Source organism: Luteibacter yeojuensis (assembly GCF_011742875.1).
In the GTDB taxonomy this organism is placed as follows: Bacteria; Pseudomonadota; Gammaproteobacteria; order Xanthomonadales; family Rhodanobacteraceae; genus Luteibacter; species Luteibacter yeojuensis.
Window position 1 is genome coordinate 60,050 of the sequence record NZ_JAAQTL010000004.1, and the last position, 13,770, is coordinate 73,819.

12 protein-coding genes and 1 riboswitch are annotated in these 13,770 nt (G+C 67.7%); of the genes, 7 read left to right on the top strand and 5 right to left on the bottom strand.

Annotated elements, in window-relative coordinates; translation table 11 throughout:
• Positions 1–15 precede the first annotated feature (15 nt).
• The 3 genes from HBF32_RS18915 to HBF32_RS18925 are packed head-to-tail and all read left to right on the top strand — an operon-like array spanning position 16 to position 3,219.
• Positions 16–1,155 (top strand): glycosyltransferase, encoded by a 1,140-nt coding sequence (locus HBF32_RS18915; RefSeq protein WP_166701366.1) that lies wholly within the window; start codon positions 16–18, stop codon positions 1,153–1,155.
• Complete coding sequence (locus tag HBF32_RS18920; protein ID WP_166701367.1) at positions 1,152–2,435, top strand: O-antigen ligase family protein; 1,284 nt, start codon at positions 1,152–1,154, stop codon at positions 2,433–2,435. The genes HBF32_RS18915 and HBF32_RS18920 overlap by 4 nt, the downstream gene beginning before the upstream one ends.
• Positions 2,425–3,219 carry a glycosyltransferase gene (locus tag HBF32_RS18925; RefSeq protein WP_166701368.1) on the top strand — a complete coding sequence of 265 codons (795 nt, stop codon included), beginning with the start codon at positions 2,425–2,427 and terminating at the stop codon, positions 3,217–3,219. The genes HBF32_RS18920 and HBF32_RS18925 overlap by 11 nt, the downstream gene beginning before the upstream one ends.
• A gap of 118 nt (positions 3,220–3,337) precedes the next feature.
• Here the strand turns inward: HBF32_RS18925 and HBF32_RS18930 are convergent, their stop codons facing one another.
• The 3 genes from HBF32_RS18930 to HBF32_RS18940 all read right to left on the bottom strand — a co-directional run bounded on the left by HBF32_RS18930 (position 3,338) and on the right by HBF32_RS18940 (position 6,267).
• Positions 3,338–4,252 (bottom strand): VirK/YbjX family protein, encoded by a 915-nt coding sequence (locus HBF32_RS18930; RefSeq protein WP_166701369.1) that lies wholly within the window; start codon positions 4,250–4,252, stop codon positions 3,338–3,340.
• A gap of 299 nt (positions 4,253–4,551) precedes the next feature.
• Positions 4,552–5,478 (bottom strand): LpxL/LpxP family Kdo(2)-lipid IV(A) lauroyl/palmitoleoyl acyltransferase, encoded by a 927-nt coding sequence (gene lpxL, locus HBF32_RS18935; protein WP_240148073.1) that lies wholly within the window; start codon positions 5,476–5,478, stop codon positions 4,552–4,554.
• Positions 5,479–5,583: 105 nt separating this feature from the next.
• Positions 5,584–6,267: a hypothetical protein gene (locus HBF32_RS18940; protein ID WP_205287775.1), complete on the bottom strand. Its 684-nt coding sequence runs from the start codon at positions 6,265–6,267 to the stop codon at positions 5,584–5,586.
• 268 nt (positions 6,268–6,535) lie between these two features.
• Between HBF32_RS18940 and waaA the strand changes: the two genes are divergently transcribed.
• A complete protein-coding gene (gene waaA / locus HBF32_RS18945; protein WP_166701400.1) occupies positions 6,536–7,801 on the top strand; it encodes a lipid IV(A) 3-deoxy-D-manno-octulosonic acid transferase in 1,266 nt (421 codons plus the stop codon).
• A gap of 99 nt (positions 7,802–7,900) precedes the next feature.
• Here waaA and HBF32_RS18950 read toward each other — a convergent pair whose 3' ends face one another.
• Positions 7,901–9,301, bottom strand: coding sequence for a TolC family outer membrane protein (locus tag HBF32_RS18950; protein ID WP_166701371.1), 1,401 nt, complete (start codon positions 9,299–9,301; stop codon positions 7,901–7,903).
• Between the two features lie 34 nt (positions 9,302–9,335).
• Complete coding sequence (locus HBF32_RS18955) at positions 9,336–9,995, bottom strand: protein-L-isoaspartate O-methyltransferase family protein (RefSeq protein ID WP_166701372.1); 660 nt, start codon at positions 9,993–9,995, stop codon at positions 9,336–9,338.
• Between the two features lie 331 nt (positions 9,996–10,326).
• Here HBF32_RS18955 and HBF32_RS18960 point away from each other — a divergent pair, with 331 nt between their 5' ends.
• From HBF32_RS18960 to HBF32_RS18970, 3 genes are all read left to right on the top strand, one after another.
• A complete protein-coding gene (locus tag HBF32_RS18960; RefSeq protein WP_166701373.1) occupies positions 10,327–10,992 on the top strand; it encodes a TetR/AcrR family transcriptional regulator in 666 nt (221 codons plus the stop codon).
• A 28-nt stretch (positions 10,993–11,020) separates the two neighbouring features.
• Positions 11,021–11,120: riboswitch (TPP riboswitch) on the top strand.
• 73 nt (positions 11,121–11,193) lie between these two features.
• Entirely contained in the window at positions 11,194–13,035 is a 1,842-nt protein-coding gene (gene thiC, locus HBF32_RS18965) for a phosphomethylpyrimidine synthase ThiC (protein ID WP_166701374.1), read from the top strand.
• A gap of 148 nt (positions 13,036–13,183) precedes the next feature.
• Entirely contained in the window at positions 13,184–13,756 is a 573-nt protein-coding gene (locus tag HBF32_RS18970; protein ID WP_166701375.1) for a ferritin-like domain-containing protein, read from the top strand.
• The last annotated feature ends 14 nt before the right edge of the window (positions 13,757–13,770 follow it).

The following is a 13,770-nucleotide window of genomic DNA, read 5'->3' on the forward strand; positions in this document are numbered from 1 at the left end:
CCATCGGACCGACCCATGGCCACCGTCTCCGCCCACCGGACGATGACCGTCGTACAACTGATTCCCGCCCTGCATTCGGGCGGTGCCGAGCGCTCGACCCTCGAAATCGCGCGGGCCCTGGTCCAGGCCGGGCATCGTTCGATCGTCGTGTCGGCCGGCGGGCGGATGGTCGAACAACTGGAGGCCGAGGGCAGCCGTCACGTCACCTTGCCGATCGGCAGGAAGTCGCTCGCCACGCTCTTCACGGTAGGCAAGCTGCGCGACCTGCTGCGCGACGTGCAGCCGGACATCGTCCACGCCCGCTCGCGCCTGCCGGCGTGGGTGGGCTGGTGGGCCATGCGTGGCCTCAAGCCGCGGCCGCACTTCGTCACCACGGTGCACGGCCTGAACACGCCCGGACGCTACAGCGCCATCCTCATGCGCGGCGAGCGGGTGATCGTGGTCTCGCAGACCCTGCGCGATTACGTGCTACGTCATTACCCGCGTGAGGTGGACACCGCGCGCATCGCGGTCGTCCCGCGCGGCATCGACACCGATGCCTTCCCCTACGGTTACCGCCCCGACGACAGCTGGCAGCGGGCCTTCTTCGAGCAATACCCGCAGCTGGCCGGGGCGCCCCTGCTCACCCTGCCGGGGCGCGGCACGCGGCTGAAGGGTCACGCGGACGCCATCGAACTCCTCGCCGATCTCGACCGGCGCGACATCGACGCGCGCCTGATGCTCCTGGGCGCGGACGAGCCGGGTCGCGAGTCCTATATCGCGGAACTGCGCGCGCTGGTCCACCAGCGCGGTCTGGACGACAAGGTGGTGATCTCGCCCCAGCGCGCCGACGTGCGCGACGTCTACGCCATGTCCGCGCTGGTCCTGCAGCTGTCCCGGCGTCCGGAATCCTTCGGTCGTACCGTGGTGGAAGCCCTGGCGCTGTGCCGCCCCGTGATGGGTTACGCCCATGGCGGCGTCGGCGAACTGCTGGCCGAGCTCTACCCCGCAGGTCGCGTCCCGCTGGGCGACCGCGAGAAACTGGTCGAGCGCGCCGCCGAACTGCTTCGCTTCGCGCCGCCCATCCCGCCACCGCGCAGCTACCGGCTGGCCGACATGCAGTCCGCCACGCTGGCGCTCTATGCCGAGGTGGTGCAGGGCGTACCCGCGGCGTGAGCGGGCGCGGCCCCGGCGCGGCGATCCGGGCAGGCCTCGCCTCGCCGCTGCTTCCCGTCTGGCTGGTGCCCGCTCTGCTGCCTTTCGGCCGCAGCGCCGAACTCGGTGTCTTCCTTGCCCTGGTGGGCTGCGTCCTGCTGCTGGTGCGCGAGCCCGCGGCCTTGCGCCATCATCCCGGGGCGAAACTGTTCCTCTGGCTGTTCGCCGCATACGCGGGCGCGGCGCTCGTCTCCGCCGTCGACGCGGTCGCGCCGGGTAAGAGCTGGGGCACCGTGGCCGGCATCCTGCGTTTCGCGCCCCTGGGCATCTATACCTGCTTCGCGATGCGCCGGCCGGGCAAGGTCCGTGCGCTCTACGTCGCCACCGCCGCCGTGGTCGCCGTGTGGGTCGCCGATGCCTGGGTCCAGGCGCTGACAGGCTATGGCCTGGCCGGTGCGTCGGATCCCGAGCGGCTTTCGGGCATCTTCGGTGCGACGAACCTCAAGCTCGGGCCGGCATTGTCCGCGCTGGCACCGTTCCTCTTGTGGGCCGCGCGGGAGCGTTGGGGGAGGCGTGGCCTGGTGCTCGCATTTCTCCTGGCGCTGGGTCCCGTCCTGCTGTCCGGGTCGCGTGCGTCCTGGCTTTGCTATGCGCTGGTGGCCGTCGCCTTCCTCTGGCGGGAAGCCGGGTCGCCCCGGCGCTTCGCGGTGGCCTGCGCCGGCGCCGCGCTGGCGGTGACGATGGCGGCGGCACTGGCCTGGCAGGTCTCGCCCCGCTTCCGCGACCGCGTGGCCCATACCGTGCCGGCCCTCTCCGGCACGGCCGCCGGCGTGGACACCGCGCTGACCGGACGGCTCGACATCTGGACCACCGCCTTGCGCCTGTATGCGACGCATCCGGTGAACGGCGTGGGCGTGCGTGGTTTCCGCGTCGCCTATCCGTCCATGGCCGCGCCGGGCGACCACTTCCTCACCATCGAAAAATGCGGGGAAGGCGAGGGCGCCTGCCACGCGCACCAGGTGGTGCTCGAGGTGGCCACGGAAACCGGCACGATCGGCCTGCTGGCCTGGCTCGCGGCCGCGGTGTTCGCCGTCCGCACATGGTGGCGGGCGGGCGCCGTCGCCCGTGCGCGAGCGTTTCCTCCCACCGTCGCCCTGGTGGCGATCCTGTTCCCGCTGAACACCCACATGGCCTTCTATTCGGCGTGGTGGGGGTTGCTGGCGGCGTGGCTGTTTTCGGTCTGGGCGGCCGCCCTGTTCGCCGACCTGCCGGACGACAGGGAGGTCCGACGTGGCACGTGAACCGCTCTCCGTCGTCGTCACCACCTTCGACAACGCGGAGACGATCGGCACCTGCCTCGGCTCGGTCGCGTTCGCCGACGACATCGTCGTGCTCGACTCGGGCTCCACTGATGCGACGCGCGATATCGCCGCGCGGCTCGGCGCGCGGGTGGAAGTGCGGCCTTTCGCGGGCTACAGCGCGCAGAAGCAGGCGGCGATCGATCTCGCCCGATATCGCTGGGTGCTGCTGCTGGATTCGGACGAGGCGCTGACGCCTTCCGCGGCCGAACGCATTCGCGTCGCGCTCGAGTCGCCGGAGGCGGCGGGCTACGTGCTGTTGCGCCGCGAATGGGTGTTCTGGCGCTGGCAGCCGGAACGCGCGCGATTGAACCATTACGTGCGCCTGTTCGACCGCACGCGCGCCCGCATGAGCGGGCACGAGGTGCACGAAAGCATCGTCGTCGACGGACCGGTGCGTCGCCTGGATGCCGTCATCGACCACTACGGCGAACGCGACATCGAAGGTCGCGTGGACAAGGCCAACCGCTATTCGTCGTTGCAGGTGCGCGATCGCCACACACGCGTGCCGCGCTTCCTCCGCGCGCGGATGGTCTTCTACCCGACGATCGCCTTCGCGCGTTATTACTTCTGGCGCGGCCACTGGCGCGGCGGCTGGGCGGGTTTCGTCGCCGCCCGCGTGCATGCGTTCTATGCGTTCCTGAAGTACGCCAAGCTCTACGAGCTTCGCCGCTCAAGCGACGAGGGCCGTCGCCGTCCGTTCGAGGGCGAACACGGTAAGGACTGATTCGCAGGCTTCGCCGTTACATCGCGCGGAAACGATGACGGTACGCGTCGCTCACGCGGAGCGGCTCGGCGAAGCCATTGAGCCAGACCAGGAAACGGCCATCTCCATCTGGCACCGCTCAGGCGGCCAGGGCCATCGGCGCCCGTTCGGGGACGAACGCGGCGACGACCCGCTCGCAGGCCGCACCGCGCAGGGCTTCGCGGCGACGGAACTCGGCGCGACGCTTGCTTTCGATCTCCGACGCATGGCGCTCGGGGTCGCGTGGAGGAAGTTCGTAGAAGCCGTCTTCCTGGGGAACGCCGCCGGCTTCCATCCAGAACGCGTCGTAATCGGCCTTGACCTTGTTCGGGATGCCCGCGAAGACGTGGGCGGCATTGCCGATGCCGAGGACCCGTTCGATGTCGAACGCGCCGGCCAGCGCACGGACGATCGATAGCAGGAGGTTTTTCGGTCGCAGGCCATGGCACTGCCGCGTGAGCTCGCGCACCGCGTCGCGTCCCGCGTTGTTCGCGGCGCCTTGGAGGCAGCCGACCACGATCGTGCGGCCGCCGTCGACGAAGGCGATGGTGGCGTACGATATCTGCAGGCCATTCGCGTCGGTGAGCGAGATGCTCATCTCGCCCTCTCGGCTGCGGCGGAACGGCGCCTTCAGGATGAGCGAGAGATCCTCCCCGTCGCGTAGTCGCAGCTTGCCGAGGAGCACCTGGCGTTCGCGATAAAGCATGTGGAAGAGGGGGCGCGGAAAGCGCGCGAGCGCGAAGTCGTAGTGATCGCGCAGGGCCTGCAACCGCTTCGGCCGGCTCCATCCCAGATTGATGTAACGATGCTGGTAGCGTTCCGGCAGTACACGATCGATCGACGCGATACCCGCCATCGCCGGCGACTCGAGAAAGGCCAGCCACGCATCGTGTTCGCGCCAGCGCGCGAGACACCTGCCGATATAGGTAAGCATGGCGGCGATGCCGCGCACGCGCGTGCTGTGCCAACCGGCACGCCCGCTCAGCGAGCGCATGAAACGCAGGATCGATGGCATGATGAAGGTCCGTTTCGTGACGATGACGCACGTTCTACGTGCGCCCTTTTTCCCGGAACTTTCATGATGCCGGACACGCCGATCGTCGTTCTGTCGGCGTTTGGATTACCGAAAGGTCAGGGAAAGTCGAAGGATCCACACCTGCCCCTCTTCGGAGTGGGCGTCCTTGTGGGAGATTCCCTGTTCTCGTGCAAGCTGTCGGGCTTCGTGTGGGAGCCGCTTCAGCGGCGATGGGCACTCGCGAGACGCCGGCCGGCTCCCACATGCACGCGACTGGCCGGAGCCGCATGCCCCAGGTTTCAGTAAACCTTCGGCTCGCCTGGCGGCCGGGTCTTGAAGCGCTTGTGCACCCAAAGGTATTGCTCGGGTGCCTCGCGGACCATCTGCTCTATCTGCGCGTTCACCCGTGCCGTGTCCAGGGCCGCGTCCTTGCTGGGGAAATCGTCCATCGGCGCGCCAAGGCGCATCGCGTAACCGGCATCGCCGGGGAGGCGGCGATGGTAGAAAGGGACGACCAGGGCACCGGAGAGGCGCGCAAGGTGGTGCGTGGCGGTGATGGTGGCCGCCTGCACGCCGAAGAACGGCACGAAGACATTGTCCTTGCTGCGCATGTCCTGGTCGGGGGCGTACCAGAGCGTGCCGCCGGATTTCAGGTACTTCACCGTGCCACGGATATCGTCCTTCTCGAACATCGCATCCGCGTAATGCAGCCGGGAACGCAGCACCGCGAACTCGAATACCTCCGAATCCATCCGCCGGTACATGCCGGCGATGCGGATCCGTTGGGACACCAGCCGGGCACAGAGTTCCAGGTGCGAGAAATGGCCGCCGACGAGGAGGACGCCGCGCCCGGCCTTGCGGGCGGCTTCGAGGTGCTCGAGCCCCTCGACGGTGACCGGTACCCGCGCGATCGCCCGGTCCGAGCCCATCCAGCCCAGCGCGAACTCGGCCAGCATCATGCCGACGTCGCAGAGGTTGGCGCGCACCAGGGCCCTCTGCGCGGCGGCATCCAGCTCGGGGAAGCACAGGCCGATATTGGTCGCCGCCACGCGTCGCCGTTCCGGGTTCAGGTGCAGGGCCAGCCGTCCGGCCAGGCGGCCCAGGCGCATCAGCAGGCGGAAGGGCAGGCGGGCAATCAGCCAGATGAAGGCGACGCCCAGCCAGGCCGGCCAGTGGCGCGGCGCGAGCAGGGTGCGGGTGAGTTCGGGGCGGGGCATACCGGGCATGGCCGCGCATTGTAACGAATGGGGCCGCCATGCTGCCTTACGGCCTGTCGCTGGCCGTGAAGCGGTATCTTCGCCTCAAGCGTCCGTGGCTGGTCGGTCGCTACACTAACCTTGCCAAGCGCCGAAGGCGTGCGTGGAACAGGCGAAGCGGATGCGTACTCTTTCCCGTCGGTTGTCCTTGAAGCCCACGCTCATGCGATCGACGCGTCGATCGCGATCGACGCAAGTCCGGTAGGCCAGGTCTCGCGCAGCTTCATAGGCCTGTCGCTTTCCCATCCCCGAAACCACAACGAGTTCGTCCTCGTCACTACCCCCGCGGGCCTTGCCGAGCATCTCTATGACCGGTGCCGGCGTGGCTTCGGAGGGCGCTACCTCGGGAGCTGGCTCGATGGCACACGTCGCATAGGCAAATTCGCGGATGGCACCGACCGGACCTGCGATGCCGGGGCGCTTGTGGCCCGCATGGTACTCGACGACATATCCGTTCTGCTCTTCGCAGACGCGCAAGGCATGCTTCCACATCGAGGCAAATACCGTCCTGCCATGGCGTCCAACGTTCGTGACGTCGTACTCGAAGGCGGCGAAGGGACGATATTCGCGGGCGCGAAAAGCGGGAGCATCCAGCGGTGGTTCGGAAGCGGGTAGGCTTGGCGCGGCCCCGTCGCTATCCGTCGTTTCGCGCAGCGGTACGGCATATATCCGCGTCCGCGGCAGGTCGTTTTCCTGCGATGGGGCGTGTGCCGCGCTTTGTGGCATCTCGGTTTCGGCGTGAGCGAACGCCGCGGACATGGCGAGCAGGCCGGTAGCGGTAAAGCCGATCGTCTTAATCATGGTTCTCCCTTGCTATGCATGGCCCGGATGGGTCGCGCCATGGTCCTCGAGCACTCACGGGGAGGATGTCGGCGGAGTGCGCGGCCTTCCGTCGGCCGATTCGTCAAGACCTGGCGGTGACAGCCTGCACCAGGCCAGCGGCCGGCAGGCCGGGTCGGCGGGCCATGGCCACGGGCGGGGCGGCTATACTGCCGGGCTACCGGCAATACCAGGGATCCGCGTGCTGCTGCGCCTGCTCTACAACCTCGCCATGTACCTGTTCACGCCGCTGGTCATGCTCCGCCTGATGGCGCGCGGCATGCGTTACGGTGACTACCATGTGCGCTGGCGCGAGCGTTTCGGCCAGTTTCGCGAGCCCCGCCTCGCCGGTTGCCTGTGGGTGCATGCGGTGTCCGTGGGCGAGGTGAACGCGGCCGAGCCGCTGGTGAAGGCGCTGATGGAGGCCTACCCGCAGGCGCCGATGCTGGTGACCACGGTGACCCCCACCGGCTCGGAGCGCGTGCGCCAGTTGTTCGGCGACAGTGTCCATAGCGTCTACCTGCCGTACGACCTGCCGTTCGCCGTGAAGCGCTTCCTGCGCAATACCCGTCCACGGCTCGCCGTGATCGTGGAAACCGAGATCTGGCCGAACCTCTATTTCGCCTGCCGCCGCCACGGCATTCCCTTGCTCATCGCCAATGCGCGTCTCTCCGAGCGCTCGCTGCGCGGTTACGCGCGCATGAGTTCGCTGGTGAAGCGCGCGCTGCGCTGTGTGAGCCATATCGCCGCGCAGTCGCGCACCGACGCCGCGCGCTACCGCCTGCTCGGCGCCGAACCCAGCCAGCTCACCGTCTGCGGCAACCTGAAGTTCGACATGCCGGTGCCACAGGCCGCGCTCGAAGCGGGCACGGCGATGCGCGAGGCCTGGGGCAAGGGGCGTCCCGTCTGGATCGCCGCCAGCACGCACGAGGGCGAGGAGATGTGCGTCCTCGAGGCCCACCTCGACGTCATGCGCCGCCTGCCCGACGCCCTCCTGCTGATCGCGCCGCGCCATCCGGAACGCTTCAAGGCCGTGGAGGCTTCCGTGCGCAGTCTCGGCTTCAATGTCGCCACGCGCAGCGCGGACGGCGCCCCCGGCCACGCCACGCAGTGCTTCGTCATCGACTCCATGGGCGAACTCCTGCGCTTCTTCGCGTCGGCCGACGTCGCCTTCGTGGGCGGCAGCCTCGTACCTATCGGCGGCCACAACGTGCTGGAGCCGGCTGCGCTGTGCAAGCCGGTGCTCGTCGGTCCGCATACCTTCAACTTCGAGGAAATCACCCAGGCACTGCTCGACGAGGGCGGCGGTCAGCGCGTGAAGGACGAGAACGAACTCGGCGAGCAGGTGCTGTCGCTGCTTCGCGACCGGGAGCGTCGGGAGGCGATGGGTGCCCGCGCTCGCCATGTCTTCGACAGCGAGCGCGGCTCGGTCGGCAAGGTGATGGAACTCGTCGACCGCCTCTTGCAGGAATAGAAAAGCTGTGGGAGCCGCTATAGCGGCGAGAAGCCCACGGAGCAGTGAAGCGGCGAGGTGGTTCCCCTCGCCGCTATAGCGGCTCCTACAGGGAGTCCGTTACTGCAGCAGCGCGTTCACCGCCTCGAGGTCCTTCACGTCCACCGTGCCGGCCGTCTGCTTCAGCAGCAGCTTGTCGAGGATGAACTGGTGGCGGGCCTGCGAGTAGTCGCTGAGCGCCTGGGTGAGGTTCTGCTGCGCGATCAGCACGTCGACGATGGTGCGCGTGCCGACCTCGAAGCCCGCCTGGGTCGCGTCGCGTGCGCTCTCCGACGACTCGACGGCGGCCTTGGTCGCCTCGACCTTGCTGATACCGGCGACGACCGAACGGTAGTAGTTCAGCGTGTCGCGGACGACCTGCCGGCGCGTGGCCTCCAGGGAGTCCTGCGCGGCATCGCGCTGGTAGATCGACTGGCGGACGCGCGATTGCGTGGCGCCGCCGGAGAAGATCGGCACGTTGAGCGTGAGGCCCACGGTGGTGTTGCCGCGACCGTTGTTGCCGGACCCGAGCGTGCCGGCCGAGGCGGCGGTGCCGGCGTTCTGGGTCCACGCCGTGGTCTTGCTGTAGCCGAGCGTGGCGTCGATGGTCGGCAGGTGGCCGGCGCGCGCCGAGGAGATGCTGTGCTCGGCGGAGTCGACGTTGTACTGCGAGGCGATGATCGACGGGTTGCTCTTGACTGCTTCGGCCACCCAGGCCTTCGGGTCGTTCGGCGAGGGCGCGTCCATCGGCAGCTGCTCGCGCAGCTTCTTCAGGTTGTCCGCCGGCTTGCCGGTGATCTGGGTGAGGGCTTCGCGCGCGTCGGCCAGGGTGTTTTCGGCCGTGATGACCGCGGCCACCGCGGTATCGTGCTGGGCCTTGGCATCCTGCACGTCGGTAATGGCGGAAAGGCCGACGTCGAAGCGCTGCTGGGCCTGCTCGAGCTGGCGGGCGAGCGCCTGTTCGTTGGCCTTGGCGAAGGTGAGCGCGTCGTCGTTGGTCAGCACCTGGAAGTAGGCCGTGGCCACGCGGGTGGTGAGCTGCTGCAAGGCCGCCTCATACGTGGCGTCCTGCGCCTGCGACGAGGACTTCGCGGCCTTCAGGTCGGCGTAGCGGCTGAGGTCGAGCACGCTCTGGCTGATCGTGGCGCTCAGGTCGCGAGTGCGGGTATGGCCCGCGTCGCCGGTGAGCACCGGGTTGCCGGCACCGTCGACCACCGGATTGCCCGCGGCGTCGGTGACGAACGAACGCGACGGCCCGTTCGGGTCGCTCTGGTTGAGGCTGAGCTGGGCATTGATCTGCGGGAGCAGCAGGGCACGCGCCTGCACCACGCCCTCGCCCGTGGCGAGACGGGTGGAGTCGGCCTGCGACAACACCGGGTCGTTGGCCCGGGCCTGCCGGTAGGCGTCGAGCAGGTCTTCCGCGTGGCTCGCGAAAGGCATCGCAGCCAGTGCCAGCGCGACGGTGAGCAGCTTCAAGCGCATGGTTTCGCCTTGTGTGTGAGGAGGATCTGGTGGGTCAGAGGACGAAGCGCTTCACCGGCGCGGCGTGCGCCAGGTACGGAAGGTCCGTTTCGAACAGGGATTCCTCGCGATAGCGGCCGTCGCCCTCGTGGGTCAGCAGGACCGCGGTCTGCGCGGGGGAGTCGCCGCGTACCACGAACATGCGCCCGCCGGGCTTCAGCCAGCGCACGAACTTCTCGGGAACGACATGCACGGCGCCCGTGACCACGACGGCGTCGAAAACGCCTGCGGGGGTGTAGCCGTTGACGGCCTCCGCCGTTTCCAGCGACACATTGGCCACGCCGGCGGCGGCGAGGCGCGTACGCGCGGCCTCCACGAAGTCGGCGTGCATGTCGATGCTGGTGACCTTGCCGGCGAGACGGGCGAGGCAGGCGGTGAGATAACCGGAACCGGTGCCGATTTCCAGGACCTCGTCGACCTTGTTGAGCGCGACGGCCTGGAGCACGCGACCCTCGATCACCGGCTTCATCATCACCTCGCCGTGGCCCAGGGGCAGGGTAAGGTCCGCAAACGCCACGTTACGGTGGGCCGGCGCGACGAAATCCTCGCGGCGAACGTTCTTCAGGGTCTCGAGGACGTCGGCATCGAGGACTTCCCAGGGACGCACCTGGTTCTCGACCATGTTCTGCCGGGCCTGCTCGAAATTCATCGCCATGGTTGGTATTCCGTACGAAAGCTGCAAAAAAAGATTTTGAAGGATAAGCGCTTAGCACCCGCTACCCAATAGCTAAAGGCTGCGGTGCCGGTGCTCAGGGACGAAGTGCCGGAAGTCACCGGACGGAGCTGACGGAAGTCATGCCCCCATCGCGCCGGGTGGCCTCAGGTACCTGAACGACCCTTCGCGCGGGCCCCCGATCCCATGGGGAACCGCCCTGGCACCCCCATTTACCATTCTAAGGTAGACAGGACGGCCAGCACCCCTGCTGGAAATAACTGAACCGCTGCGTATAATAAAGTCATAATCTCTGTTTGTGAAGGTGCAACCCATGAACGCCAGCCCGAAACTCAAGACCCAGGGACCCGGGCGTCCGAAGGACATGGAGAAGCGCGCGGCCATCCTCGACGCGGCCAAGGCGCTCTTCACCCAAGGCGGTTTCGCGGGTACCAGCATGGATGCCGTCGCGGCGTCCGCCGGGGTGTCCAAGCTCACCGTGTACAGCCACTTCGGTGACAAGGACAACCTCTTTCGCGAGGTGATCCGCGCGCACGTGCAGGAACGCCTTCCCGACGATCTCTTCGATTTCAGCCAGGGCGCCGATATCCGCGCCACGCTGACAAACATCGCCAGCCGGCACGCGGCGATGGAAACCAATACCGAGTCCGTGGGCACGTTCCGCGCGATCCTTTCGGACTGCCATAACGGCGGCAACCCGCGCTTCGGCCGCCTGGTCTGGGAAGAGGGTCCGGTGCGCATGCACAAGCTCATGCAGCGCCTGCTCGAGGGCGCCGCGGCGCGCGGCCAGCTCGACATCCCCGACGTCTCCCGCGCCACCACGCAGTTCCTGGCCCTGCTCAAGGGCGACCTGCTGATCCGCCGCCTCTTCGGCTGCGAGGACTGCGCCGTGCAGTTCGCCGAGGAAGTGAAGGCCAACGCCCTGGCCGCGGTCGACATGTTCATGCGCGCATACTCCCCGCGCAACGTCAGCGTCTGACGCGTCCGCCCGCTTCGTGCTTTAATCGGTCGCGAAGCGGGGGTGCCCATGCGATACGCGCGGGCTGAGAGAGTCCCTTCGAACCTGATCCGGTCCGTACCGGCGTAGGAAGCTTCGTCCACGATCGACGTGCATCCGTGCATGTCGTGTCCCGTGACGGCGCCGTCCGCTTCTCCCTTCCCCGTGAGGAACGAGAAGCCGATGAATGCCATGCCGTCCGACCTGGCCCGCGCCGCGCGCGAGCTGTCCCAGTCCGTCACCGCACCGATCTCCGGTTCGCGCAAGGTCCACGTGACCGGCAGCCGCGCCGACCTGCGCGTGCCCATGCGCGAGATCGCGCAATCGGCCACGCCGACGTTGTTCGGTGGCGAGGCCAATCCACCGATCGTCGTCTACGACACGTCCGGCCCCTATACCGATCCCGCGCACACGGTGGACCTCGCCGTCGGCCTGCCCGCGCTGCGCGCCGCCTGGATCGCCGAGCGCGGGGACGTGGAGCGGCTGGACAGCCTGTCGTCGAGCTTCGGGCGCGGCAGGGCGAACGATGCGCGGCTGGACGGCATCCGCTTTGGTGGAACGCGCCTGCCGCTGCGCGCCCGCGCGGGAGCCAACGTCACCCAGATGCACTATGCGCGCCGTGGCGTCGTCACGCCGGAAATGGAGTTCATCGCCATCCGCGAGAACCAGCGGATCGACGCGCTCGCCGATGCCGCCTTGCGCGCGCAGCATCCTGGCGAAGCGTTCGGCGCGGCGCTGCCCGCCCACATCACGGCGGCGTTCGTGCGCGACGAAGTGGCGCGCGGTCGCGCCATCATTCCCGCCAACATCAACCACCCGGAAGCGGAGCCGATGATCATCGGCCGCAACTTCCTTACCAAGGTCAACGCCAACATCGGCAACAGCGCGGTGAGTTCCGGCATCGCCGAGGAAGTCGAAAAACTCGTGTGGGCGATCCGCTGGGGCGCCGACACCGTCATGGATCTCTCCACCGGCAAGCACATCCACGAGACGCGCGAGTGGATCGTGCGCAATTCGCCGGTGCCGATCGGCACGGTGCCCATCTACCAGGCGCTGGGGAAGGTGGGCGGCGTGGCCGAGGAACTGACCTGGGAGATCTTCCGCGACACGCTGGTCGAGCAGGCCGAGCAGGGCATCGATTACTTCACCATCCATGCGGGCGTGCTGCTGCGCTTCGTGCCGCTTACCGCCAGGCGCGTCACCGGCATCGTGTCGCGCGGCGGGTCGATCATGGCCAAATGGTGCCTCGCCCACCATCGCGAGAACTTCCTCTACACCCACTTCGAAGACATCTGCGAGATCATGAAGGCGTACGACGTGTCTTTCAGCCTCGGCGACGGTCTTCGTCCGGGATGCGTCGCCGATGCGAATGACGCGGCGCAGTTCGGCGAACTCGACACGCTGGGCGAGCTCACCCGGCTGGCGTGGAAGCACGACGTGCAATGCATGATCGAGGGCCCGGGGCACGTGCCCATGCAGCTCATCAAGGAAAACATGGAGCGCCAGCTGGAGAAATGCCACGAGGCGCCGTTCTATACGCTGGGTCCGCTGACCACCGACATCGCCCCCGGTTACGACCACATCACCAGCGCCATCGGCGCGGCGATGATCGGCTGGTTCGGCACGGCGATGCTCTGCTACGTGACGCCTAAGGAACACCTCGGCCTGCCCAATCGCCAGGATGTACGCGACGGCATCGTCGCGTACAAGATCGCCGCTCACGCGGCCGACCTCGCCAAGGGCCATCCCGGCGCCCAGGTGCGCGACAACGCACTGTCGAAGGCGCGCTTCGAGTTTCGCTGGGACGACCAGTTCAACCTGGGCCTCGACCCGGACAAGGCCCGCGAGTTCCACGACGAGACGATGCCGAAGGACGCGCACAAGTCGGCGCATTTCTGCTCGATGTGCGGGCCGAAGTTCTGCTCGATGAAGATCACGCAGGAGGTGCGGGATCATGCGGCCGGGATGGAAGGGAAGGCGCTGGAGTTCCGCGAGCAGGGTGGGGAGGTTTACCGGAAGGCCTGAGGGGCGGCGGGAGTCGCTGGGCCCCTGCCTTCGCAGGGGGGGGCAGCGACTCAAGGCCCCCAAGGGGCCGCGCACCTCTTCACCGGGTTTTCCCAACCCAGATCCTACCGTCATGGCCTTCCCCGTCCCGTTCCGAGGAGACCCGGCAATGACCAGCAGCAAGCCCTTCATCAGCGACATCGAGAACATCCGCAGGCGCGCCCGCGAACACATCGACAGCGGCGCGGTCACGTCCGGATACCGCGCCGACCGCGAAACGGTGATCAAGCTGCTCAACGAGGCGCTCGCCACGGAACTGGTCTGCGTGCTCCGCTACAAGTACCACTACTACATGGCACCGGGCATCCACTCGCAGAGCGTCAAGGCCGAATTCCTCGAGCACGCCAACGAGGAGCAGGCGCACGCGGACCGCATCGCCGAACGCATCACCCAGCTCGACGGCACGCCCAACTTCAACCCCGATGGCCTGCTTTCGCGCAGCCATGCCGATTACGTGGAAGGCACCACGCTGGTCGACATGATCAAGGAAGACCTGGTCGCCGAGCGCATCGCCATCGACAGCTACCGTGCCATCGTGCAGTACATCGGCGACGACGACCCGACCACGCGCCGCATCATGGAAGACATCCTGGCGCAGGAAGAGGAGCACGCCGAGGACATGGCCACCCTGCTGGAGAACCTCGGCGCGAAGGGCGAGACGGCGACGCCGTCCGCGCACTGAGCAGGGTAAGCTAA

Coding starts and splice junctions, on each gene's coding strand:
- HBF32_RS18915 (WP_166701366.1), top strand. CDS start 16: ATGGCCACCGTCTCCGCCCACCGGACGATGACCGTCGTACAACTGATT.
- HBF32_RS18930 (WP_166701369.1), bottom strand. CDS start 4,252: ATGCCATCGATCCTGCGTTTCATGCGCTCGCTGAGCGGGCGTGCCGGT.
- lpxL (WP_240148073.1), bottom strand. CDS start 5,478: ATGCCCGGTATGCCCCGCCCCGAACTCACCCGCACCCTGCTCGCGCCG.
- HBF32_RS18940 (WP_205287775.1), bottom strand. CDS start 6,267: ATGTCCGCGGCGTTCGCTCACGCCGAAACCGAGATGCCACAAAGCGCG.
- HBF32_RS18950 (WP_166701371.1), bottom strand. CDS start 9,301: ATGCGCTTGAAGCTGCTCACCGTCGCGCTGGCACTGGCTGCGATGCCT.
- HBF32_RS18955 (WP_166701372.1), bottom strand. CDS start 9,995: ATGGCGATGAATTTCGAGCAGGCCCGGCAGAACATGGTCGAGAACCAG.
- HBF32_RS18960 (WP_166701373.1), top strand. CDS start 10,327: ATGAACGCCAGCCCGAAACTCAAGACCCAGGGACCCGGGCGTCCGAAG.
- thiC (WP_166701374.1), top strand. CDS start 11,194: ATGAATGCCATGCCGTCCGACCTGGCCCGCGCCGCGCGCGAGCTGTCC.
- HBF32_RS18970 (WP_166701375.1), top strand. CDS start 13,184: ATGACCAGCAGCAAGCCCTTCATCAGCGACATCGAGAACATCCGCAGG.